At 60.6% G+C, this 24290-nt stretch carries 17 protein-coding genes; 2 read left to right on the top strand and 15 right to left on the bottom strand.

The genetic code is table 11. The annotated features are described in order from the left end of the window. Positions 1–16 precede the first annotated feature (16 nt). The 4 genes from rpsG to DW029_RS02035 form a co-directional block, all read right to left on the bottom strand. Positions 17–490, bottom strand: a complete 474-nt coding sequence (gene rpsG / locus DW029_RS02020; RefSeq protein WP_006235013.1) for a 30S ribosomal protein S7 — start codon at positions 488–490, stop codon at positions 17–19. Positions 491–564: 74 nt separating this feature from the next. Then, positions 565–942, bottom strand: a complete 378-nt coding sequence (gene rpsL, locus DW029_RS02025; protein WP_006235012.1) for a 30S ribosomal protein S12 — start codon at positions 940–942, stop codon at positions 565–567. Between the two features lie 682 nt (positions 943–1624). Further along, positions 1625–2701: a DUF4179 domain-containing protein gene (locus DW029_RS02030; RefSeq protein ID WP_118345137.1), complete on the bottom strand. Its 1077-nt coding sequence runs from the start codon at positions 2699–2701 to the stop codon at positions 1625–1627. After that, the gene (locus DW029_RS02035) at positions 2652–3170 is read right to left on the bottom strand and encodes an RNA polymerase sigma factor (protein WP_118345209.1); all 519 of its coding nucleotides are present in this window, start codon (positions 3168–3170) and stop codon (positions 2652–2654) included. The genes DW029_RS02030 and DW029_RS02035 overlap by 50 nt, the downstream gene beginning before the upstream one ends. On the opposite strand from DW029_RS02035, the gene DW029_RS11435 reads away from it, so the two are divergent. Continuing rightward, positions 3063–3383 carry a hypothetical protein gene (locus DW029_RS11435; protein ID WP_199582479.1) on the top strand — a complete coding sequence of 107 codons (321 nt, stop codon included), beginning with the start codon at positions 3063–3065 and terminating at the stop codon, positions 3381–3383. The genes DW029_RS02035 and DW029_RS11435 overlap by 108 nt on opposite strands. Before the next feature lie 97 nt (positions 3384–3480). On the opposite strand, the gene DW029_RS02040 is transcribed toward DW029_RS11435, so the two are convergent. From DW029_RS02040 to DW029_RS02065, 6 genes are all read right to left on the bottom strand, one after another. After that, positions 3481–7959, bottom strand: a complete 4479-nt coding sequence (locus tag DW029_RS02040; RefSeq protein WP_199582448.1) for a DNA-directed RNA polymerase subunit beta' — start codon at positions 7957–7959, stop codon at positions 3481–3483. 6 nt (positions 7960–7965) lie between these two features. Continuing rightward, entirely contained in the window at positions 7966–11394 is a 3429-nt protein-coding gene (locus DW029_RS02045; RefSeq protein ID WP_233543783.1) for a DNA-directed RNA polymerase subunit beta, read from the bottom strand. 350 nt (positions 11395–11744) lie between these two features. Continuing rightward, complete coding sequence (locus tag DW029_RS02050; RefSeq protein ID WP_117786148.1) at positions 11745–12653, bottom strand: UTP--glucose-1-phosphate uridylyltransferase; 909 nt, start codon at positions 12651–12653, stop codon at positions 11745–11747. A gap of 314 nt (positions 12654–12967) precedes the next feature. Next, entirely contained in the window at positions 12968–13345 is a 378-nt protein-coding gene (rplL, locus tag DW029_RS02055; protein WP_006235005.1) for a 50S ribosomal protein L7/L12, read from the bottom strand. 102 nt (positions 13346–13447) lie between these two features. After that, positions 13448–13969, bottom strand: a complete 522-nt coding sequence (gene rplJ / locus DW029_RS02060; RefSeq protein WP_089572500.1) for a 50S ribosomal protein L10 — start codon at positions 13967–13969, stop codon at positions 13448–13450. Positions 13970–14473: 504 nt separating this feature from the next. Next, positions 14474–15610 carry a pyridoxal phosphate-dependent aminotransferase gene (locus DW029_RS02065; protein ID WP_118345140.1) on the bottom strand — a complete coding sequence of 379 codons (1137 nt, stop codon included), beginning with the start codon at positions 15608–15610 and terminating at the stop codon, positions 14474–14476. A gap of 93 nt (positions 15611–15703) precedes the next feature. Between DW029_RS02065 and DW029_RS02070 the strand changes: the two genes are divergently transcribed. Further along, positions 15704–16366 carry a hypothetical protein gene (locus DW029_RS02070; RefSeq protein ID WP_117743076.1) on the top strand — a complete coding sequence of 221 codons (663 nt, stop codon included), beginning with the start codon at positions 15704–15706 and terminating at the stop codon, positions 16364–16366. Position 16367: 1 nt separating this feature from the next. Here the strand turns inward: DW029_RS02070 and DW029_RS02075 are convergent, their stop codons facing one another. From DW029_RS02075 to DW029_RS02095, 5 genes are all read right to left on the bottom strand, one after another. Continuing rightward, positions 16368–16931, bottom strand: coding sequence for a uracil-DNA glycosylase family protein (locus DW029_RS02075; RefSeq protein WP_118345141.1), 564 nt, complete (start codon positions 16929–16931; stop codon positions 16368–16370). 3 nt (positions 16932–16934) lie between these two features. Beyond that, positions 16935–18311, bottom strand: a complete 1377-nt coding sequence (locus DW029_RS02080; protein ID WP_118345142.1) for an alpha-amylase family glycosyl hydrolase — start codon at positions 18309–18311, stop codon at positions 16935–16937. 128 nt (positions 18312–18439) lie between these two features. Next, complete coding sequence (locus tag DW029_RS02085; protein ID WP_118345143.1) at positions 18440–19636, bottom strand: MFS transporter; 1197 nt, start codon at positions 19634–19636, stop codon at positions 18440–18442. Positions 19637–19760: 124 nt separating this feature from the next. Further along, positions 19761–22172: a ferrous iron transport protein B gene (gene feoB, locus DW029_RS02090; protein ID WP_118345144.1), complete on the bottom strand. Its 2412-nt coding sequence runs from the start codon at positions 22170–22172 to the stop codon at positions 19761–19763. 586 nt (positions 22173–22758) lie between these two features. Then, on the bottom strand, positions 22759–24222 hold the full coding sequence (locus tag DW029_RS02095; RefSeq protein WP_117743081.1) for a basic amino acid/polyamine antiporter: 1464 nt from the start codon (positions 24220–24222) through the stop codon (positions 22759–22761). Positions 24223–24290 lie beyond the last annotated feature (68 nt).

Genomic DNA, 24290 nt, shown 5'->3' on the forward strand with positions numbered 1-24290 from the left:
AGTTCCTTACCTTAACTTACCAACGATAGTGAGAGAACGCGCGGTTGGCCTCGGCCATCTTGAAGACGTCCTCACGCTTCTTGACGGAAGCGCCCAGGCCGTTGGAAGCGTCGAGGATCTCGTTGGCGAGACGCTCGGCCATGGTCTTCTCCTTGCGAGCGCGGGAGAAGTTGACGATCCAGCGGATACCCAGAGCGGTGGAACGACGGGAGTTGACCTCCATCGGGACCTGATAGGTAGCGCCACCGACACGCTTGGGCTTAACCTCGAGCGTGGGCTTGACGTTGTCCATAGCCTTCTTGAAGGTAGCGAGAGCGTCGCCACCCTCGGACTTCTCGGCAACGATCTCGAAAGCGGTGTAAACGATGCGCTCAGCGGTGGCCTTCTTGCCGTCAAGAAGGACCTTGTTGATGAGCTGAGTCACCAGGCGGTTGTTGTAAACGGCGTCAGGCTGAACCTCACGACGATTAGCTGCTGCACGACGCGGCATGTGAAATCTCCTTAAGTGTCTACCGTGCGGCGCTCAAGACGGCACACGGCGAAAGTATCAAAACGTTATCTGGCTTATTTAGCCTTGGGGCGCTTAGCACCGTACTTGGAACGGGCCTGCATACGGTTCTGGACCGGAGCAGCGTCGTAGGCGCCACGGATGACGTGATAACGGACACCAGGGAGGTCACGGACACGACCGCCGCGGACGAGCACGATGGAGTGCTCCTGCAGGTTGTGGCCCTCACCCGGGATGTAAGCAGTAACTTCGATGCCGTTGACGAGGCGAACACGGGCAACCTTACGAAGAGCCGAGTTCGGCTTCTTGGGGCTCGTGGTGAAGACGCGGGTGCACACGCCGCGCTTCTGGGAGTTGTGCTGCAGAGCAGCGTTCTTGGACTTCTTGGGCACGGAACGACGGCCCTGGCGAACCAGCTGGTTAATAGTAGGCAAAGCGTACTCCTTCTCGAATGATTCCAGCTTTCTGTAAAGTGCAACGGCTTGAATCGAGGGGTCAGCATCCCCCTACGAAACACGCAGTTCGATAGGATACGTGGCGTTAGCTGTGCCGTCAACAGACCACGCCGCCGGGCGTATCCCAAAATTGGCACATTTCCGCAAAGCCTACACAAAAGGAATCCCCTCCTGTGCGTGGGGGCGGATCCCCGGGCCGGGCGGCACAGGGGTTAAGTTTGCTGCTCTACAGTCCTGGCTCGCACGGAGGCCACATTAAGTGGCCTCCGGCTCGTGCGGAACTCGCGACAAACTTAACCCCTGTGCCGCCCGGGCCGGGGATCCGACGTGCTCGTCGGGGCAACGTTACCTGCCAAAAAGGGACAGGTTTATTTTGGTCGGTTTTATCTGGGGAAACGTCGCGCTCCAACGGTGATCTGCTCTCACCTGTCGTATGGAAATCGGCGGCGCTTTCGGAAGTATGCGGCAAATTCTGGACCCGCCGAGCGCACCGGGGTTTTGCGATAATAAACCCGCAGGTAGAGCGCTTGAGCATATACGGTGTGGTCGACCCATCAAGATTTTGCCGCATACTTCAGGAATGCAGGCGAATATCGTGCGGTCTAACCGCCCATTTACCGCAAAGAAGGCCGCTTCCCCTAGTAGAAAGCGGCCCCAAATCTTACGAATAGACGATGGTAAAGGGTTCCGACGTTTCGGCGCCCCCTGTTGAAGTGCAGCGTGTGCCTTCGAGCGTTACTGAAACCACTTGGTCGACATCAATCAACATCGTTGGCACCCAGATGTTCTCTCCGCTATTGCGCGTATAAGAAAAATATAAGTTGAACGCCCCTGCGTCGTCATCTTCGATAATCTGCTCCGATCCATCCTTGTAGGTAACCGTCAACTTCTTCGTGACTGCGTCAATGCCCAGATCATCGATGTGCGTCTGGATGGAAAACGGGCTGATCTCGAGAGGCGTGTCATCGGAGCGGAGTTCCTTAGTATCGACGTACGCTCCAACGCTAAACTCGGGTGTCGATGCCTCGAACGGCTTCGCATCCTCTCCTTCGCCCTCGGTCCACGAGATATTCCAGGTGACCGCATGTTGAAAACCTCGCTCGCGATCCATAGAAGCAAAGTACATCGTGCCATTAATGACAGTATCGCTTGATGTGTCCTTATCAATGGTGCAGCGTGTATCAGCCCATTCCTCGCCGAAGTTCATGCTGGGTGTACTGACGCCCCCTTCTTCTTCACCATAGAGAACAAGTTCGCCAAGCTCTGCCGCCGGCTTGTAGTAGTTAACGCCATTCGGATTGGACAATGTAAACGTCACAGCACCGCAACCGTTCTCGTCGATTGCCATCTCATGAATGTCGAGCGTATAGCCGTTGCCCTCGACGGACAGATTGACCTTCTGGACTGCACCCTCCAGGCTTTGGGGCGCGATACCATCACCAAACTCTCTGGTGTAGGTATATTTCGTCCCCGACGAGCCGCCATTTGTCCAGGTAACGGACTCTCCGTTGCCATGGTTTCCCCAGGCAGAGGCAAAATAACTGGAATTGACAACAGCGTAGGCGACCCCTCCGGTCGCCAGCACTCCGGCAAGACATCCGATTACGGCAACATACAGAGGCTTCGCGTGACCCTTTCGGTGAAGCGGCTCGCCAGCAGCGGCATAAAGAACACGGTCAGCAAGATCGCTATCGGCTTGGACGGACTCGAAGGCCTGCTTGATCTGGTTGGATTTCACGGTCGCCCTCCTCTAGGATGAACTTGAGCTTCGATCTACCGCGAGCTAAACGCGTTCGAACGGTCGCGGCTGGCACATGCAATAACTCGGCAATCTCTGAGGTCGAAAAGCCCAGATAGTAATAGAGCACGATGGGGATACGGAATCGTTCCGGAAGCCGCATGACGTCTAATAGGACGGCCCTAGTCTCATCCTGCGCCGTCGAAAGCGAATCGGCCAGGTTCTCAATATCCTCCACACGCCTCCATGGCTTTCGAAAGAGCGATTTGCATTCATTGATCGTGACCCGGATAAGCCATCGGCGAAGATGCTCCCAGCTTTCAAAATGCGTATCGCTTTTGAGTAACTTTAGAAAGACGTCTTGAGCGACATCGTCGGCGTCAGCGCGATCGCGCAGATACGTCAAGGCGATCCGAAACACGACATCACGGTGGTCTTCAACCGCCTGTCTAAAAGCTTGTTCTTCCATAATCACCTCCCGGTGACGCTGATGGTTCTTGATGAGGTCCTCACCATAGATACGCTTTGGCCGAACGAAATGTTTCAAATCCAAGCAGGAAAAGCCTACCAAAATAAACCTGTCCCTTTTTGGCAAGGGATCAACGGAACGCAACAGGTTGAGCATACGCAAGCGAGCGGCCCCCAGAGCGTACAAGATGGCATGAAAAAGGCAGGGCATTGACCTTTTGGTCATGCCCTGCCTTTTGAATGACAGATTGTAGCTCTGGGGGCCGCGCAGCGACGGAGGTCGCCGCCGTTCGTTAGAACGGCGGAACTAATTACTCCTCGTCGTTGTCCTTGGCCTCTTCGGCGTCGTCGGTGTCTACGAGCTGGTTAAGCAGCTCGTCGAGGGAAGCCATGTCCTCGTTGATGGCACCGTTGGCGGGAGCCTTCTTGTCGTCGATCGGGGCGCCCAGGAGCTCCTCGTCGGCGTCGGCGTGATGCGTCGGAGCAGCGGAGGTGCCCAGCAGGATGTCGTCCGGACCGTCGGGGCTAAAGACCATCTGCAGCAGCTGCGAGAGGTCTTCCTCGTCGGCAACGTCGTCGTTGTTCTCGAGGATGTAGAGCAGGTCGTGGGCCTCCAGACCGTCACGGAGCTCCTCGATCGCCTTGGCACCGATACCATCGATGCGCAGCAGATCCTCCTCGGACTTGCCGACCAGGTCGCCGACCGTCTCGATGCCGACCTCGCTGAACTTGTTGGTCCAGCGCTGCGACACGCCCAGGTCGTCGAACAGGTACAGGCGAGCCTTCTCGGCGGAGATGGTGTGGCCGTTGCGGGTGAACGAACCGTCAGCACCACCGAACTCGTCGTAGCCGGCCCAGTCGAGCTGCTGCGGGAGCTGCTCGTCCAGGTCCTTGAGCTCCACAGGAGCCCACTCGGGCAGCGACTTGGCGTTGGGCGAAGCCGGACCGTCGATGTCCACGTAGCCGTCGGCCGTGCGATACGTCAGCTTGGCGTTGGCGTACGGCTTGAGGCCGGTACCGGCAGGAATCTTCTTACCAACGATGACGTTGGACTTAAGGTCGAGCAGGTGGTCGACCTTGCCCTCGATGGCAGCCTCGGTAAGGACACCGGCGGTGCGGATGAACGAAGCGCTCGACAGCCAGGAGTCGATGTTGGACGCGACCTTGAGCGTACCCAGGATGACGGGCTCGGCCACGGGAGCCTGACCACCCAGACGGGCAACGCGCTCGACCTCGTCGGCGAACTCGTAGCGGTCGACGTACTGACCAAGCAGGTACTTGGAGTCGCCGGGGTTGGTGATCTGAACGCGACGCAGCATCTGACGTGCGAGCACCTCGATGTGCTTGTCGTTCAGGTCGACGCCCTGGCTGGTGTAGACGTCCTTGACGCTCTCGACGAAGGTGTGCATCGTCGACTCGATGTCGGTCAGCTTGCGCAGGTTGCGGAAGTTGACGAAGCCCTTGGTGATCTGGTCGCCGGCGCGAACCTCGCAGCCGTCCTCGATCTCGGGCATGAAGCGCACCGAAGCGGGGACGCGACGCTCGTCGAGGACACGGGTGTGGTCCTCGGAGTCGGTGAGCGTCAGCACGTACTCGGACTTCTCGGGCTTAATCGAGAGGTGGCCGGAGTACGGAGCCAGCTCGGCCTCGCGACCCAGAATCTTCTCGTTGACGTTACCGACGATATCGAACATACGGCTGACCGTAGGCAGACCCTGCGTAATATCGTCGACGCCAGCGACGCCGCCGGAGTGAATGGTACGCATCGTAAGCTGCGTACCGGGCTCGCCGATGGACTGGGCAGCAATAATGCCGACCGCGGTACCGATGGCGACCGGACGACGGGTGGAAAGATCCCAGCCGTAGCACTTCTGGCACACGCCGTACTTGGAGCGGCAGGTGAGCAGCGCGCGGAGCTTAACCTTCTTGAGGCCGGCATCGACCATCTTCTGGATGTCGGCGACCTTCTCGATGTAGCCGTCCTGCTCAAAGAGCACGGTGCCATCGGGGGCCACGACGTCCTCAATGAAGCAACGGCCGACAAGGTCGGTGTTGAGGTCGGTGGTGCCGGGGATGATGAGGTTGTAGGTGACGCCCTCGTGCGTACCGCAGTCCTCCTCGCGGACGATGACGTCCTGGGCCACGTCGACCAGACGACGGGTCAGGTAACCAGAGTCCGAGGTGTGGGATGCGGTATCGACCAGGCCCTTACGGGCGCCGTAGGTCGAAATGAAGTACTCGAGCGGCAGCAGGCCCTCGCGGAAGTTCGCCTTAATGGGAAGGTCGATCGTCTCGCCGGACATGTCTGCCATCAGGCCACGCATGCCGCCGAGCTGACGCAGCTGGGTCTTAGAACCACGGGCGCCGGAGTCGGCCATCATGTACAGCGGGTTCTCCTCGTCGAACATGTCGAGCATGAGCGCTGCGACCTTATCGGTACAAGCGGTCCACTCGTTAACGACTTCGATGTGGCGCTCCGTCTCGTTGATGAAGCCCTCCTCGAAGTACTCGTTGATCTGGTCGACGTTGGCCTGGGCGCGGTCGAGCAGCCCCTGCTTCTCGGCAGGGATGAGAGCGTCCCACACCGAGATGGTGAGGCCGGCGCGGGTAGCGTAGTGGAAGCCGGAGTACTTGATGGCGTCGAGGATCGGGCCGACCTTGGCCTCGGGGTAACGATCGCAGCAGTCAGCAACCAGCTTGGCCACGTCGCCCTTGACCATCTTATAGTTCATGAACTCGTAGTCTTCGGGCAGGCACTGGCGGTTGAAGATGATGCGGCCGATAGAGGTCTCGAAGCGCGCGGTCTTGTTGCCGGTGACGTCGTAGTCGACGAACTCGTTCTTGCCGTTCTTAACGCGGAAGATACGGGTGCCGTCCTCGTTGATGACGTTGGCGTTCTCGGCGGACACGCGGACCTGGATCTTGGCCTGCATGTCGACCTCGGAGCGGCAGTCATAGGCGTGCAGCGCGTCGTCGAAGCTGGCGAACACGTGGTTCTCGCCCGGCAGACCGTCGCGGACCTGGGTCAGGTAGTACACACCGATGATCATGTCCTGCGAAGGGATATTGACCGGCTTGCCGGATGCCGGCGAGCGCAGGTTGTTCGCAGAAAGCATGAGCACGCGGGCCTCGGCCTGAGCCTGGCTGGACAGCGGCACGTGGACAGACATCTGGTCGCCGTCGAAGTCGGCGTTGAAGGGCGAGCAGACCAGCGGGTGCAGGTGGATAGCCTTGCCCTCGACCAGAACCGGCTCAAAGGCCTGGATGGACAGACGGTGCAGGGTCGGTGCACGGTTGAGCAGCACGACGCGGCCGTCGATGACCTCTTCGAGGATGTCCCACACAAAGGTGGCACCACGGTCGATAGCGCGCTTGGCGCCCTTGATGTTCTCGACCTTGCCAAGCTCGACCAGGCGCTTCATGACGAAGGGCTTGAAGAGCTCCAGCGCCATGGTCTTGGGCAGACCGCACTGGTGCAGCAGCAGCTTGGGGTCGGTAACGATTACCGAACGGCCGGAGTAGTCGACACGCTTGCCCAGCAGGTTCTGACGGAAACGACCCTGCTTGCCCTTGAGGGCCTCGGCGAGCGACTTGAGCGGGCGACCGCCACGGCCAGAGACCGGGCGACCACGACGGCCGTTGTCGAACAGGGCGTCCACGGACTCCTGGAGCATGCGCTTCTCGTTGTTCACGATGATCGCGGGGGCGTCCAGGTCGAGCAGGCGCTTGAGTCGGTTGTTACGGTTGATCACGCGACGATACAGGTCGTTGAGGTCGGACGCAGCGAAGCGGCCGCCGTCGAGCTGGACCATCGGGCGCAGATCGGGCGGAATGACCGGGATGACGTCCAGGATCATGTTCGCGGGGCTGTTGCCGCCCTTCAGGAAGGCGTCAACGACCTCGAGGCGCTTGACGGCCTTCTCGCGCTTCTGCTTCTGGGAGTCCTCGTCGGCGATGATGGCCTTGAGCTTCTCGGCCTCGGAGGGGAGGTCGATGGCAGCGAGCAGGTCGCGGACGGCCTCGGCGCCCATGCCACCCTTGAAGTACATGGAGTAGTAGCGGGTCATCTCGCGGAACAGCGGCTCATCGGAGATGAGGTCGCGCTCGGTGAGCTTCATGAAGGCGTTGAAGGCGTCCGTACGGAGCTGCTTCTCGTCCTTGCACTCTTCCTCGATGTCGACGATGCCGGAGGCGATCTCCTCGGGGGTCAGCGGCTCCTCGTCAGAGAACTCGTCAAAGTTCTCGGGGTCGCCCTGCTCCTTGAGGGACTCGATCTGGCGGGCGCACTCGGCATCGATCTCTTCCAGATCGGCGGCGAGCTCCTCGCGCAGGTCGTCGGCGTCGGCCTCGCGGGCCTCATAGTCAACCTCAGTGATGATGTAGCTGGCAAAGTACAGAACCTTCTCGAGGTCCTTGGACTTGATGTCGAGCATACGGCTCATCGGGAAGCTCGTGGGGCTCTTGAAGTACCAGATGTGGGACACGGGAGCGGCGAGCTCGATGTGGCCCATGCGGTCGCGACGCACCTTGGCCGAGGTAACCTCGACGCCGCAGCGCTCGCAGACGATGCCCTTAAAGCGGATGCCCTTGTACTTGCCGCAGGAGCACTCCCAGTCCTTGGCGGGACCGAAGATCTTCTCGCAGAACAGGCCGTCCTTCTCGGGCTTGAGGGTACGGTAATTGATGGTCTCCGGCTTCTTGACCTCACCGTGCGACCAGGAACGGATCTGGTCGGCGGAGGCAAGGGAGATCTTTACCGAGTCAAAATCAGTAGCTTCGAAATCTGCCACAGTCAACTACTCCTTATCAGTGGTCGTGGCGGCGACAGCCTCGGGCGCCTCGGCGGTCTCGGCATCCTCGGTCTCGACGTCGGCGTCAACGCCGGCGAGCGCAGCCAGGTCGTCGAGAGCAGAGGTCTCCTCGGCGGTCACAGGGGCGGAGGCGTCCTCGTCGGCATCGTGCATGGGCTCGATGTCCAGTGCGAGAGAGCGAATCTCCTTGACGAGAACCTTGAAGGACTCGGGGATACCCGGGACAGGAACGTTCTCGCCCTTGACGATGGACTCGTAGGTCTTGACGCGGCCCACGGTATCGTCGGACTTGACGGTCAGGATCTCCTGCAGGACGTTGGAAGCACCGTAAGCGTACAGTGCCCAAACTTCCATCTCGCCGAAGCGCTGGCCGCCGAACTGAGCCTTGCCGCCCAGAGGCTGCTGGGTAACCAGGCTGTAAGGGCCAGTCGAACGGGCGTGGATCTTGTCGTCGACCATGTGGCCGAGCTTGAGGATGTAGGACGTACCCACGGTAATGGGCTCGCGGAACTCCTCGCCGGTGCGGCCGTCGAACAGGCGGGTCTTACCGCGCTCGTCAAGCTGGGTGACGAACTCGGGACGCATGTGATCGCCAAAGGCAGCGGTGGCCTTGTTGAGCATGTTCTTGTTGGCGCGACGGATGACCTCGGCGATCTCGTCCTCCTTGGCGCCGTCGAAGACGGGCGTCGCGGTGAAGAACGGACCGGGAACGTACTTGTCGGAGTCGGCCTGCTCGGTATCCCAACCGCAGGCAGCAGCCCAGCCAAGGTGGCACTCGAGCAGCTGGCCGACGTTCATACGCGAAGGAACGCCCAGCGGGTTGAGGATAACGTCGATCGGGGTACCGTCAGCCATGTAGGGCATGTCCTCGACCGGCAGAACGTTACAGATAACACCCTTGTTGCCGTGGCGGCCGGCGATCTTATCGCCCTGCTGAATCTTACGACGCTGGGCGACGTAGACGCGCACCTGCTCGTTGACGCCGGGGGCCAGGTCGTCGCCGTTCTCGCGGCTAAAGCGGACGACGTCGATAACGCGGCCGTAAGCGCCGTGAGGCATCTTAAGGGAGGTGTCGCGGACATCGTGGGCCTTGGCACCGAAGATGGCGCGCAGCAGGCGCTCCTCGGCGGTCAGAGCGCTCTCGCCCTTAGGCGTGACCTTGCCGACCAGGATGTCGCCAGGGCCGACCTCGGCGCCGATACGGATGATGCCGTCCTCGTCGAGGTTGGCAAGCATGTCCTCGGAGAGGTTCGGGATCTCGCGGGTGATCTCCTCGGGGCCGAGCTTGGTGTCGCGGGCGTCGATCTCGTGACGGGTGATGTTGATGGTCGTCAGCAGGTCCTCGGCCACCAGGCGCTCGGACACGACGATACCGTCCTCGTAGTTAAAGCCTTCCCACGGCATGTAGGCCACGGTGAGGTTCTGGCCCAGTGCGAGCTCGCCGTGATCGGTCGAAGGACCGTCAGCCAGGGGCTCGCCCTGCTCAACGGTGTCACCGACGCGCACAAGCGGACGGTGGTTGATGCAAGTGGACTGGTTGGAGCGCTGGTACTTGGCCAGGTGATACTCGTCCATGCCGCCGGCATGCTTGACGATGATCTTGGCGGCGTCGGCAAAGATGACCTCGCCGGCGTTCTTGGCCAGGGTGACCTCGCCGGAGTCCAGGGCGGCGCGACGCTCCATGCCGGTACCGACATAGGGAGCGGCAGGGTGAACCAGCGGCACGGCCTGACGCTGCATGTTAGCGCCCATCAGCGTACGCTTGGCGTCGTCGTGCTCGAGGAACGGAATCAGCGTGGCTGCGACGGAGAGCATCTGACGCGGCGAGACGTCCATGTAGTCGACGTCCTCGACAGGCACGTCGGCGGGAGCGCCGAAGGAGCCGTCGAAGTCGCGGGTACGGGCGATCACGGTGTGCGGGCGGACGATCTTGCCCTCGGCATCGGTCGTGATGAACTCGTTGGTCTTGGGATCGAGCGGCGTGTTGGCCGGCGCGATGACGTGCTTCTCTTCCTCGTCAGCGGTCATCCAGTCGATCTGATCGGTGGCAACGCCGTTCTCGACGCGACGGAACGGGGCCTCGATGAAGCCGTACTCGTTGACGCGGGCGTAGAGGGCGAGCGAGCCGATCAGACCGATGTTGGGGCCTTCGGGGGTCTCGATCGGGCACATGCGGCTGTAGTGCGAATTGTGAACGTCGCGGACGGCCGTCGGCACGTTGGTGCGGCGGCTGGAGCCGGACTTGTGGCCGGCAAGACCGCCAGGGCCGAGTGCGGACAGACGGCGCTTGTGGGTCAGACCGGTCAGGGGGTTCGCCTGGTCCATGAACTGCGAGAGCTGCGAGGAACCGAAGAACTCCTTGATGGAGGCCACGATCGGGCGGATGTTGATGAGCGACTGCGGGGTGATCTCGTCGATGTCCTGGGAGCTCATGCGCTCACGGACGACGCGCTCCATACGGCTCATGCCAATACGGAACTGGTTGGCGACGAGCTCGCCGACGGTACGGATGCGGCGGTTGCCAAAGTGGTCGATGTCGTCGACCTTGAAGCCCTGCTCGCCGGCAGCGAGGGACAGGAGGTAGCGCAGCGTCGCGACGATATCCTCGTCGGTGAGCACCGTGACCTCTTCCTCGGTGGTGAGGTTGAGCTTCTTGTTGACCTTGTAACGACCGACGCGGGCCAGATCGTAGCGCTGCGGGTTAAAGAGCAGGCCCTCGAGCAGGCTGCGGGAAGCGTCCACGGTGGGAGGCTCGCCCGGGCGCAGACGACGGTAGATCTCGATGAGGGCGTCCTCGCGAGTGAGGGCGGTATCGCGCTCCAGGGTACGCTTGATCACATCGGAGTTGCCGAGCAGCTCGATGATGTCGTCGTTGGTGACGGCGATGCCAAGGGCGCGCAGGAACATCGTGGCGCTCTGCTTGCGCTTACGGTCGATGGAGACCATGAGCTGGTCGCGCTTGTCGACCTCAAACTCAAGCCAGGCACCGCGGGACGGAATGATCTGGGCCTTGTAGATCTGCTTGCCCGAATCCATCTCGGAGCTGTAGTACACGCCCGGGGAACGAACGAGCTGCGAGACGACGATACGCTCGGTACCGTTGATGATAAAGGTGCCCTGATCGGTCATCATGGGGAAGTCGCCCATGAAGACGAGCTGCTCCTTGATCTCGCCGGTCTCCTTGTTGGTGAGACGGACGTCGGTCAGAAGCGGAGCCTGATAGGTCATATCCTTCTCGCGGCACTCCTCGACGGTGTGCGCGGGGTCGCCGAACTGATGCTCGCCGAAGGTAACCTCGAGAACATGGTTCTGGCTCTGGATGGGGCTGGATTCCTTGAACGCCTCACGAAGACCCTCGTCCTTAAAACGCTCAAAGGATTCCCTTTGAACAGAGATAAGGTTGGGGAGCTCCATGGCCTCCGGGATTTTCCCGAAGCTGACGCGCTTGCGCTCAGTGGCAGTGTATGCGTAGGTCACCAGGTTTTTCCTCCTTCACGGAAATGCTCGGTGGGTTGGCGAGGCATAGCTTCGCCAGTTATCGCAACCTAATAGTTTATCAGGTACCGACCGTTGGGCAAGAAAAGCCTTGACGCGATTGAGTTTTTGGAGTAGCAAAGTTTTTCGACAGAAAACACGCAGGTAGATGTATGTATATCGAACATCTGTTCATATATTTTCTGTGAACAGAGAGCCAGCAATCGCAGCTCTTATAAAAAACGGGCGCGAACCGAGGTCCACGCCCGTAAATGTCGGTGCCCGAAGGCTTACTTGCGCATCAATCCGCCGCGCTCGTCGATGGCGTCCCAGAAGGCATCGGCAAAGCGGGGGTCGTTTGCAGCCATGAGGGCGTTAGTGGCCATCCAACCAGAGGGAGTGCCAGTGTCGTAGCCCGACAGCGGGTCGATGACGACGGCGTACATGGCCTCGCGGTCGAGCGAACGGGCCATGGCGTCGGTGAGCTGGATCTCGCCGCCCTTGCCGGCCTGCTGATCTGCCAGCAAGTCCATGACCAGCGGGCTCAGCAGGTAGCGACCGACGATGTACAGGTTGGACGGAGCCGCCTCGGGAGCGGGCTTCTCGACCAGACCGCCGATGCGCCAGACAGCGCCCGGCTCGGCATCGGCAACGCCCTCGGCGCCCTCGAGCGAACCGACGCGCTCGCCGGCGATAACGCCGTAGCGGCTGACTTCCTCGGGCGAGCAAGCAGCGACGGCGATAACCGAAGCGCCACCGTGCTCCTTGGAAACGGCGAGCATCTTGTCGCAGATATCGCGGTTAGGCACAACGTAGTCGCCCAGAAGAACCAGGAAGTTCTCCCCTGCCACGGCGTCGGCAGCAGAGCGAATAGCATGGCCGAGGCCCTTGGGCTCGTACTGATAACGGAAGTCGACCGGCATACCGCCAGCGTGGGCGACGGCATCGGCATAGGCGTTCTTGCCGCGCTCGCGCAGCAGGTTCTCGAGCGAGCGATCAGGCTGGAAGTAGTTCAGTAGCTCGGGCTTACCGGGAGAAGTAACGATGATGGCATCGTCGACCTCCTCGGGCTCGAGCGCCTCCTCGACGACGTACTGAATGACGGGCTTGTCGAGCACCGGCAGCATCTCTTTGGGCGTGCACTTGGTGCCAGGCAGAAAACGCGTGCCAAGACCGGCGGCGGGGATGATTGCCTTCATGTTATTCAAAGATCCTTTCGCAGGCGCAAAAGCGCCCCATGCGTGCGGCACACAGCCGCAGACCAAATTGCGATACTCAAGCATCTTACCGCTGGAACTATATGTCGCTACAAGGCAGAGACAATTCTTCAGCAGGTCAACGCAAATTATTGCTCGAATGGTGCAATTTTATTGCCCAACGGCAGGGCACCCGATACGACCCAAATCACAGAACATGGCAGTTTGAGCAACCGATGCCGAGGGACCGATAAACAAAAAAGACGGGGCTCGCAATGCGAACCCCGTCTGCAAAGGAATCTGGCGAGAAAGCCTGATTACTTGAGGGTGACAGCAGCGCCAGCAGCCTCGAGCTTCTCCTTGGCAGCCTCGGCGTCCTCCTTCTTGGCACCCTCGAGAACAGCCTTGGGAGCGCCCTCGACGACCTCCTTGGCCTCCTTCAGGCCAAGGTTGGTGAGCTCACGGACGGCCTTGATGACCTGGATCTTGTTGTCGCCGAAGCCCTCGAGCACGACGTCAAACTCGGTCTTCTCCTCGGCCTCAGCAGCGCCAGCAGCGGGAGCGGCGACAACAGCAGCAGGAGCAGCGGCGGAAACGCCGAAGGTGTCCTCGATAGCCTTGACGAGCTCGGAAGCCTCGAGAAGGGTCATTTCCTTAAGAGCATCGATGATCTCATCGGTGGTAAGCTTAGCCATTTCTAAGTCCTTTCGGTTTCCGTGCGGATGCACGGAGATCAGTTAAAACACGGCGCGAATGCGCCAGGGGTGCGGCGTTGCCGCCGCGGGTGAAAACAGCAACTAGGCTGCCTTCTGCTCGGAGACCTGCTGGATCGAACGAGCGAGACCAGAGGAAACGCCGTTGACGCAGACAGCGATGTCGCGAGCGAAACCGGAGATGAGGCCGGCGATCTGGCCGAGAAGCTGATCCTTGGTGGGCAGCTCGGCGATAGCCTTAACGTCATCAGCGGAAACGGCCTTGCCGTCGGAGATACCGCCCTTGATCTCAAGGACGCCCTTGGACTTAGCGGAGAAGTCCTTAAGGGCCTTAGCGGCCTCGACCGGCTCGGTCTCGTAGAACACATAAGCGACGGGGCCGGCGAGAATCTCGTCGAGCTCGGGCTGCTCCTGGTTCTTGAGAGCGATTTTGACCAGGTTGTTCTTGTAGACCTTCATCTCGGCGCCGCACTCGCGAAGCTGATGACGCAGCTCCTGAGCCTGCTTAACCGTCAGACCGTTGTAGTTGACGACGAACAGACCGGCGTTCTCGGCGATACGGGACTCGATCTCTGCAACCTTGTCGATTTTGTACTGCTGGGGCATGAATTACACCTCCTCGAATTCTTTCCGGGCACGGTCCGCCACAAGGACGTGACGGGGGCATGTCCAAAAAGAAAGCCCCCGCGCTGCATGAGCGACGGGGGCGAGAAGACATATCTACTCGACCACCTCGGCTGGCGGGATGTCCCATTAAGCTTGCGGGCGAAGCCCGTTTGCACCGGCTGTCTCTGGCAGCGGATTCGTGCGTGAACCGAAAGTATTATGGCGGGGACCCCGGCGTCGGTCAACGGGCGCGAGAATTCGTACACAAACCCTGCATACGCTCCGGCCGGGAGGGGCAGGGCGAGTTTTCCGCTCGGTCAAGTCCTGGGCTCGCACGAAGGCCACATTAAGTGGCCTTCGGCTCGTGCGGAATCTACGGAAAACTCGCCCTGCCCCTCCCGGCCGGAGCTACGTTGCCTTTGCTGCGAATCCTCGTGTCCGTTGAGCGACGCGCCCCACGCATAACCCTTATGTCGGTGGGCTGATGTGTTGCATCCCTGAGGACTACAAAGTCGAAATGAAGGCGGACAGGCGATTTAGACCTTCGTCTAGGTCTTTGTCGGAGACGCAGTAGCTTAGGCGGATGTGGCCTTCGCAGCCGAAACAGTCGCCTGGGACTAGGGCTACGTTTGCTTCTTTGATGGCTTTGATGCAGAAATCTTCGCTTGTTAGGCCGTACTGTTTGATGCTGGGGAAGGCGTAGAAGGCTCCTGCTGGTTCTACTGCGTCGAGGCCCATGGCGTCTAAGGCTGCGAGTACGCGCTCGCGGCGGGCTCGGTAGACTTCGAGCATGGGGGTTGGGTCGACGGTGAGGGCTCTGGCTGCGGCGTCCATTTCGAAGGAGACGGCACTCGATACTAAGTATTGGTGAGCTTTTGCGATCTCGGCGATGACGGGGGCTGCGGCTGCGAGCCAGCCCAAGCGCCAGCCGGTCATGGCCCAGGGTTTGGAAAAGCTCTCGATGACCACCGTCTGATCACGCAGCTCCGGGTGTCGCTGGGCAAACCGCTCGTAGCCATCCACATAGACCAGGCGGTTGTATACGTCGTCGCAGACCACGTAGATGCCCGTCTGCTCCGCCGCGCGCGCCACGGCGTCGAGCGAAGCCGCGTTGAGGATACAGCCCGTGGGATTGTTGGGCGAGCAAATGACGATGGCCTTGGTCGCCGGTGTCACGCAGGCGCGAAGGGCGTCCTCGTCAATTTGAAATTGCGCGGGCTCCGTATCCAAAAAGATCGCCTTAGCGTGGTTGGCCACGACGATGCTCTCGTACAGGCCAAAGGCCGGCGTGGGGATAATGACCTCGTCGCCGGGATTGAGCATAGCCATGAATGTTGCCGACAGGGCCTCGGTCGCGCCGTCGGTCAGGATGACCTCGTCGGCAGAAAACGTAAGACCCGCGTCGTCCATGTAGGCAGACAGCGCCTCGCGCAGGGCGGGGCGACCGTTGTTGGGCGGATAGTGTGTGTCACCGCGGTCCAGCGAGGCGGCCACCTCGGCGCTGATCACATCGGGCGTGGGAAAATCGGGCTCGCCAAGCGCGAGCGCGATGCACCCCGGGTGCTGAGCGGCGAGCGCGTTGATCCGGCGGATGCCGGAAGGCTTGAGCGTGGCAAGCGAGGTATTCATGGGCAGGCGCATGGCGTTCCTTTCGTAAGGGTTGCACTAGGATAGCGCGGCGAGGCGCCGCCAGACGGTGTAACCTAAACGGAAACGAACCGGAAAGGAGGCGGCATGGAGACAGATCCGCAGGGCAATAAGCCCAAAACACTGCAGAAGATTGCATACGTCAGTATTCCCAATAGCGCCGATCTTGAGTTTTTGCTCTGGGACCTGCAGGATGCCATCGCGGCCTATGCCCGGCTTTCCGGCACCGCGCTCCCCCGCCCGGTCGACTTGAAGGCGAATGACGCCGATGCCGCCGTCGATGGCATTGTGCTCGCGATTACGGATAAGCCCAACGATGAGGCGGCATCCGCCGCTCAACAAGCACTCGATCGCTTTGGCAATACGGGAACGCGCGTCTATGTCGTCGTTCAAGCCACCTGTGGGCGCACCGAGGAGGCGCACCGGTATATCGAGTGCCTGCGCCAAGCTTGCGAACTCCGTAGGCTAACGTGGTGCGGCGGCGTTGTCATCTGTGCCGGCAGCGGCATCGCGGCGCTTCACCATTCCCCACGCATGGGACTTCTGCGACGGCCGTTTTCCGAAGCGATGGATAAGCTGGTAGGCGCCGTGCGCATGGGCTGCTCGGTTGAGCACGCCCAACGACTCGGCGGCGGCGACACCGGGGATGTCACAGCAGATGGCGTGGTTTTCGCCAAGCCCGCCGTGCCCACGCCAATCTGGCACGCCATCATCAAACGTCTCGGCACCCGTGCTCAATCAACTATCTAAATTATCGAGCACCCCAGTCAACGGCCTCGCGCCAGCACTCAACGAGGCGCTCCAGGCGCCAGGCCGCGTTAGCGGGACTTGTTGACGGCAATATGACAGCGGGCAGGCCCGTCCGCTCCTGTAGATAGCGCTTGTAGAGGCGCCCCGCCGTGCCACCGTTGCATATTACCTGCTCAATGGACACGTTGCTGGTGATGAGCTCGATGTGTGCCGGCACGACGTTACGAATACTAGCGTCACTCGAGCCCTTGATATCGCAGCTCTCGATCACATCCCACAGGGCTACGCCGCCGTCGAGGAGCATGAATCGCTTGGCGGCAATCGAGGCGTCGAGTGTCGCCGGCGTACCGTCCGCCAAAGGATCGCCCTCATTGGGTGGCACAGGCGCACCGAGGCATGCCGCTATCAAGCGCCAAAAGCGGTTCTGAGGGTTGCCATAGTAAAAGGCATTGGCGCGCGAAAGCACCGAGGGGAACGACCCGAGCACCAAAACACGCGAGTGCCGGTCGAACACGGGCTCAAACCCATGCTCAATATGTTGATAGCCCTCGTCAGACGCAGGCATGGGCTAGACCCTCAGCAGATAACGCACCTCATAGGGCGCAAGCTCAAGCGTGCCCGCCAGCTCGACCGTGGGCGCGTCGTCGGCAAGCAGGTCGACAAAGGACCCGTTGAGCTCGCCGGCTGTAAAGGAATAGGTCTCGTCCACGGCATTCACCGCCACGAGCACCGTGGCGTCGTCGCAGGCACGCTCGAACAGCAGCTGCTTGTTTTGAATCACCACGTTACGGTACGCGCCGTAGTTGAGAGCGCGTGCCGCCGCATCGTTTGTCGAGCGCAGGTGTGCAAGCTGCGCAATAAAGCCTGTCAGTTCGTTAGGCGCGGGCTCGTCGAGTGCGGGTCGCAGCGCCCAGTCGCCATCGGGTCCGCCCTTTTCGCCGGCAATCCCCCACTCGCTGCCATAGTAGACGCACGGAATGCCCGGCATACCAAGCAGCATGGCATAGGCGGGACGCAGACAGCGCTTGTCGGTGAGAATGCTCGCCAGGCGCGGTACGTCGTGGTTGTCGACAAAGCTCAGCAGGTGTTTACCGCGGTAGATGCACCACGGGTCGCCGCCAAACTGGCGATGCAGCGAATGGGCGATCTCGAACATATTGACTGAGTTAAAGCTGGAATACAGGCCCTTGTAGCACTCGTAGTTGGTGCAGGAGTCGAGCATCTCGTCGTTGACGATCTGGTTGTAGTCGCCGTGGAGCGTCTCGCCGATCAGTACAAAGTCGGGCTTGAGCTCGCGGGTAAAGGAGTGCAGGCGACGCATAAAGTCGCGGTCGAGCATGTAGGCGACGTCCAGGCGCAGGCCGTCGATGCCAAAGTCATCGGCCCAACGGCGCACAGACTCGAGCAGGTAATCGACTACGGCAGGATTTTGCAGGTTGAGCTTCACGAGCTCAAAATGGCCCTCCCAGCCCTCGTACCAAAAGCCGTCGCCATAGCAGGATTCGCCGTCAAAGCTAATGTGGAACCAGTCCTTGTAGGGCGAATCCCACTTGCGCTCCTGCACATCGCGGAAGGCCCAAAAGCCACGGCCCACATGGTTGAAGACCGCATCGAGCACCACGCGGATGCCATGGGCGTGCAGTGTCTCGCATACGGCGGCAAAATCGGCATCTCCACCCAGGCGGCGGTCGATATGGCGCAGGCTGCGCGTATCGTAGCCATGGCTATCGGACTCGAGCGGAGGATTGATCAGCACAGCGCCAATACCGAGTTTTTGCAGGTAGTCTGCCCATTGGGCGATCTTCATGATGGGAGCATCGGGGTTGGGCGCGGCGTTGACAGCCTGGGCGAGCTCATCCTCGGCAACGGGCGCGGCGTTTTCGCGCGGAGCCCCGCAAAAGCCCAGCGGATAGATCTGATAGAACGTCGTCTCGTATGCCCACATAACAGCCTCCCGGTAAGCTCAACACAACGACATCCATTGTATGCCCAGCAGGGTAGCTAATTTGGGACGGGGCTTTTTTAGCTACCCAATCCAGTCCGCATTCCGCCGCAACTGATGAGGGGGTGTGGTTAGGCGACAGGCTTTGCGCGGCGTATGGCCGGGAACAGCACGGTGATGGCGAGGATGACGCCCACGACGGCAATCGTGCCGCCCGCGTAGCCGATCCAGGCGATACCGGGGCCCGACACCACGGCTCCGCCGATCGCGGTGCCCGTACCAATACCCAGGTTGAACAGGCCCGAGAAGATCGACATGGCGACGGCCGACGAGTCCGCCGGCGTGTACTTGATGAGCTCGGCCTGAAACGCCACGTTAAAGGCCGTGGCGCAGCAGCCCCATAGTGCGCAGACGGCAAGCACCAACACGAGTGCCGAGGCTGCGGGGGCCATAAGCAGCAGAGCCACCGGCACGCCGGAGAGCGTGATAGCCAAGAACGGGAAGCGATGCCCATCGAACAGGCGGCCAAACAGCCAGCTTCCGAGCAGACCAGAACAGCCAAACGCCGTCAGCGTCATGGTGATGGCACCCGCATCGACGTGTGCGACCTGCGCCAGGAAGGGCTCGATATAGCTGTAGCTTGCGTAGTAGCCGGTCGCCATAAAAACCGTGACCGCGTAGAGCGCAATCAGGAACGGGTTCTTGAGCAGCTCGGGCAGCTGCTTAACGGTAAAGCGCTCACCCGCCGGCATGGCCGGGAACACCGCGGCCTGGTACACCACCGCGGCGGCAGAGAAGGCCCCGACCACGGCAAACGTCATGCGCCAGCCCACGGCCAGGCCGATGGCACGACCGAGGGGCAGGCCGAAAATCTGCGCGATAGACGAGCCCGTGGCGATCATGCTGATGGCGAGCGCCCCGTGGCGGGCGTCAACCAGGCGCGAGGCCATAATCGAGGCGACCGACCAGAACACGGCATGTGCGCAAGCGACCACCAGGCGCGCACAGACCAGGATGGGATATGTCGGTGCCACAGCAGACAGGAACTGACCCAGAGAAAACACGGCGAGCACGCCGAGCAGCATCCACTTGAACTCAAAGCGCGAGGCAAACACCATGAGTGGCAGCGACAGCAGCATGACGCCCCAGGCATAGACCGAAATCATGATGCCGGCTTGGGCCTCGGTGAGCGAGAACGACGCGGCGATATCAGTCAGAAGGCCGATGGGCATAAACTCCGACGTGTTGAACACGAACGCGCAACAGGCGAGCCCGATAAGCGGGAGCCACTGCTTGAGCGAGATGCCATCTTGCTTTGTTTGAGCCATATAGGAAAACCTCTCCGATTGTCTTGGGCGGTGGGCGATTATATAGCAACGGCCCCGCATCCGTCAGTACAGATGCGGGGCCGCAATCAACTCAATACACAGAGGTTGCGCCATCAATTAATAGCTAAGCCAACCCCAGTAATATGCCTGCCGAATGCACGACAAACGCCACGATCCAGGCGACTGTCACTTGGAACGCGAACACGGCCACGGCGTAGCGCGCACCCAGTTCGCTCTTGACGGCACCGATTGCCGCCACACACGGCGGGTACAGCAACGTAAAGACCAGGAACACGTAAGCGGTAAACGGCGAAAACATGGTCGACAGTGCCGCGGGCGAGGTTGCACCCAAAAGCACCGTGAGGGTCGAGATAACGCTCTCCTTGGCGATAAGTCCGGTAACGAGCGCCGTGGATGCACGCCAGTCGCCAAACCCAAGCGGCGTCAGCGCCGGTGCGATAATGCTACCAAGGCCCGCAAGGAGGCTCTGCGACTGATCGGCGACCACATTAAAGCGAATGTCGAACGTCTGAAGGAACCAGATGACCACGGTAGCCGCAAAGATAATGGTAAAGGCCTTGGTAATAAAGTCCTTGGCCTTATCCCATGCCAGCATCACCGTCGTCTTAACGCTCGGCAGACGGTAATTGGGAAGCTCCATGATAAACGGCACCGGGTCGCCCTTAAATGCCGCGCGGTTAAGCACCAAAGCCGCGATGCAACCAACCGCAATGCCAATCAGATAAAGCGAGACCATAGCGGGAACCGTCGCCTGTGGGAAAAACGCCCCGCACAGCAGACCGTAGACCGGCAGCTTGGCCGAGCAGCTCATAAACGGCGTGAGCATGACGGTCATCTTGCGGTCGTGCTCGGACGGCAACGTGCGGGTCGACATGATAGCCGGCACGGTGCAGCCAAAACCGACGAGCATGGGCACAAAGCTGCGGCCCGACAGGCCAAAGCGGCGCAGCACCTTATCCATGACAAAGGCCACGCGCGCCATGTAGCCCGAGTCCTCCAAAATGGAGAGGAACAAGAAGAGCACGACGATGATCGGCAGGAAGGTGAGCACGCTGCCCACGCCTGTGAGCACGCCGTCGACAGCCAGCGAGCGCACCACGTCGTTGGTGCCGAACGCTTTGAGGCCCGCATCGGCCGAAGCGATGATGGCAGCGATGCCGTCCTCCAAGAGTCCCTGCAGCGCTGCGCCGATCACGCCAAACGTCAGCCAAAAGACGAGGCCCATGATCACCAGGAACGCCGGAATGGCCGTGTAGCGACCCGTCAGGATGCGGTCGATCTTGACGGAGCGTACGTGCTCGCGGCTCTCGTGCGGCTTGACGACGCAGCGCCCGCACACGTCGCCGATAAAGCTAAAGCGCATATCGGCCAGCGCGGACAGGCGGTCGGTGCCGGCCTCGCCCTCCATCTGGGAAATAATGTGCTCGATGGCGTCGAGCTCGTTGCGGTCCAGGTGAAGCGCCTCCGTCACCAACTCGTCGCCCTCAACCAGCTTGGTCGCCGCAAAACGCACCGGGATATGCGCCGTCACGGCATGGTCCTCGATAAGGTTGGCGATACCGTGGATGCAGCGGTGCAGGGCTCCGCCGTCCGGGCCATCGGGCGCGCAAAAGTCCAGGCGGCCGGGACGCTCGCGGAACCGCGCCACGTGCAAGGCATGATCCACCAACTCGCCGATGCCCTCGTTGCGGGCAGCGCTAATGGGGACAACAGGCACGCCCAACAGGCTCTCGAGCAGGTTGACGTCCACGGCGCCGCCGTTGGCCGTCACCTCGTCCATCATGTTGAGCGCGATGACCATGGGGCGATCGAGCTCCATAAGCTGCAGCGTTAGGTACAGGTTGCGTTCAATATTAGTAGCGTCGATGATGTCGATGATGGCGTCGGGATGCTCGTCCAGGATAAATTGACGGCTCACAATCTCTTCGCCCGTGTACGGCGACAGGGAGTAAATGCCGGGCAGGTCGGTAACGCTCGCCTCGGGATGGTTGCGGATGGTGCCGTCTTTGCGGTCGACCGTCACGCCGGGAAAGTTACCGACGTGCTGGTTGGAGCCCGTCAGTTGGTTGAACAGCGTGGTCTTGCCGCAGTTTTGGTTGCCGGCGAGGGCAAAGTGCAGCGGCGCGCCCTCGGGCACGGCCGTCTTTGCCGCGCGGGGCGAATACGTTCCCTCGCCGAGGGCCGGGTGCTCCGTTGTGCCAATAGCGGCGTTCACGCGCGGACCCGTATCGGTGTCGTGAATGCCCACGAGCTCAATGCGAGCGGCATCGTCCTTGCGCAGCGTCAGCTCGTAGCCACGCAGACGGATCTCGAGCGGATCGCCCATAGGGGCGTACTTCATCATGGTGACTTCGGTGCCCGGCGTTAGACCCATGTCCAAAATATGCTGTCGGAGTGCCTGATCGTCCGATGCCACCGATGCGACAACGGCGTCCTTTCCAATCTCGAGTGTATCGAGTCTCACGTCCGTGTTCCTCCCCCGGCGCCCACAGGGCTTTGTATTTATGTTCACCATGGCTAACCGTTTGCCATGGCTAACCAATTTTAACCATGCATGATAGCGCGAACATGCAACGATGTTCAATCGACAGATCGGTGCAAGGGGAATTCTGGGCCATTGCCTCCCAGACGGGCCTGCTGCGGAAACCGAATCCCACTCCGGAACACCTAAACGGGATGGGCTTTCCGGTTGAGGCATCTAGCGGAAACTGCAGCCCGGAATCGACGCTCAGACTGGGATGCAATTTCCCAATGGGGCCCTCGGGGAAACTGCGGCCCGGAATCTGCTCTCGAAACGGGACGCGGTTTCCCCGAGGACCAAAACAGCCGCCCGCCCCTCGACAAAATGATCCGTTCCCTCCGTCGCATGCGGAACATCCAAGGAGTGTCCCAGGGTGCCGGCACAATAGGAACGTCCCCAGCTGCCGGCAGCATTTCGCCGCAACAGCAAAAGCCCGCGCTGGCAACAAATGTCACCTGCGCGGGCTTGGTGGGCGCTCACAAAGGCACGTTACAGAGGCCCACGTCAGTTATGGATTACCGGACGGCACCGGCACGCGATGCCTCCGTCGGCTTACCAAGCGATGAAGCCTGCCGCAGTCTTAGACTATCGGCGCAATGCCGGCAAAGTGCAGATACAGCGAAATGATTGCCACGACAATGACCACCGCTGCGATCAGCTTGTCGTGCAGATGCGGAAGCACCGGTTTACCGCGGCCTCGCTCGCCCAGCATATAAACGGGAATGGCCGGAGCAAAAAGAATCGTCGTGATCATAACGCCCTGAAGACCCGTCGACCACACCAGGAACAATGTGTAGATGAAGCCGAGCGTACCGAAGAAGCGGGCTTTGCCGACGCTGGGCGCATGCGGCCCGTCCAGATGCTCGTTCTTCCAGCCAATCACCATGTAATAGGCAGCCGAGCAGACATACGGAACCAGAATCGTGTTGACCGCGCAGCTATAGAAGAACTGGTAGGTGCTCGCCGCCACATACGACACGATCAAGAAGAGCTGCGTGATGCCGGAGCTCACGAGAACCGTTACCACCGGGGCGTCGTGCTTGTTCGTCTTGGCAAACGCCAGAGGGAAGGATCCCTGGCGCGCCGCCTCGAACGGCGTCTCGGACGCAATGATGACATAGCCCAGCAGCGCGCCGACCAACGAAAGGATAACGCCAAGGTTTACGATGGCAGCACCAACCGGACCGATTGCGCACTCGAGAATTCCCGCCATGGAGGGCGTTGCAAGCTGTGCCATCTCCTCGCGCGGCATAATGCCGAGCGACAGCATCGAGATGATCAGATACAGCGTGAATACAGCCGCAAATCCGAGCGCCGTCGAGCGGCCGACGTCACGCACGTACTTTGCACGGCCCGAGATAACGACAGCGCCCTCGATGCCCGTGAAGACCCAGACAAGGGCGATCATGGTCGAGACAACCTGCTCGCCAAAGCCAGGACCAGCCGGCTCTCCCCAGAAGTTGTCCATAAAGATATCGACGTTGAACTTACCCAGGAGCACGATACTCAGCACAAAGAGCCCCAGCGGCACCAGCTTCGCCAACGTGACGATCGTGTTAATGCCCGCAGCCTCCTTAACGCCACGAAGCACAAGGGCGGTAAGGAACCACAAAAACACGCTGGCGCAAACGATAGAAAGCAGGTTGTTACCCGCGCCAAACGCAGGGAAGAAATAGCCCAGCGCGCTAAACAGCAAGAGCGCAAAGCTCACGTTGGAAAGACATGCGCTGATCCAGTAGCCCCAAGCGGAGTTGAATCCAATGTAATCGCCAAAACCGGCCGCAGCGTATGCATAGATGCCGCCGGTCAGGTCGGGACGGGCCTGAGACAAACCGTTGAACACCATCATCAGCGCAAAGACGCCAATAAAGCAAATTCCCCACGAGATAATGACCGCGCCGGTATTGGCTCCGCCTGCCGCCATATCGCCGGCAAGAGAAAAGATACCGCCGCAAATGCTCGCGGTGATAACCATCATGGTCAGACGGAAAAGATCAAGACCATTGGGGTCGATCATCTCGTCGTTACGAGTTTTAGAGGCCATTATATGTGCACCCCCTCCATCAGACGACCGCATAAAGATGGCCCGGACGTCCCGAATCGGGTGCCGGG

Origin of the sequence: Collinsella sp. AF38-3AC, from assembly GCF_003474365.1 — a bacterium.
Lineage (GTDB): Bacteria > Actinomycetota > Coriobacteriia > Coriobacteriales > Coriobacteriaceae > Collinsella.

Coding starts and splice junctions, on each gene's coding strand:
- rpsG (WP_006235013.1), bottom strand. CDS start 490: ATGCCGCGTCGTGCAGCAGCTAATCGTCGTGAGGTTCAGCCTGACGCC.
- DW029_RS02035 (WP_118345209.1), bottom strand. CDS start 3,170: ATGGAAGAACAAGCTTTTAGACAGGCGGTTGAAGACCACCGTGATGTC.
- DW029_RS02045 (WP_233543783.1), bottom strand. CDS start 11,394: ATGGAGCTCCCCAACCTTATCTCTGTTCAAAGGGAATCCTTTGAGCGT.
- DW029_RS02050 (WP_117786148.1), bottom strand. CDS start 12,653: ATGAAGGCAATCATCCCCGCCGCCGGTCTTGGCACGCGTTTTCTGCCT.
- rplL (WP_006235005.1), bottom strand. CDS start 13,345: ATGGCTAAGCTTACCACCGATGAGATCATCGATGCTCTTAAGGAAATG.
- rplJ (WP_089572500.1), bottom strand. CDS start 13,969: ATGCCCCAGCAGTACAAAATCGACAAGGTTGCAGAGATCGAGTCCCGT.
- DW029_RS02065 (WP_118345140.1), bottom strand. CDS start 15,610: ATGCGCCTGCCCATGAATACCTCGCTTGCCACGCTCAAGCCTTCCGGC.
- DW029_RS02070 (WP_117743076.1), top strand. CDS start 15,704: ATGGAGACAGATCCGCAGGGCAATAAGCCCAAAACACTGCAGAAGATT.
- DW029_RS02075 (WP_118345141.1), bottom strand. CDS start 16,931: ATGCCTGCGTCTGACGAGGGCTATCAACATATTGAGCATGGGTTTGAG.
- DW029_RS02080 (WP_118345142.1), bottom strand. CDS start 18,311: ATGTGGGCATACGAGACGACGTTCTATCAGATCTATCCGCTGGGCTTT.
- DW029_RS02085 (WP_118345143.1), bottom strand. CDS start 19,636: ATGGCTCAAACAAAGCAAGATGGCATCTCGCTCAAGCAGTGGCTCCCG.
- feoB (WP_118345144.1), bottom strand. CDS start 22,172: ATGGTGAACATAAATACAAAGCCCTGTGGGCGCCGGGGGAGGAACACG.
- DW029_RS02095 (WP_117743081.1), bottom strand. CDS start 24,222: ATGGCCTCTAAAACTCGTAACGACGAGATGATCGACCCCAATGGTCTT.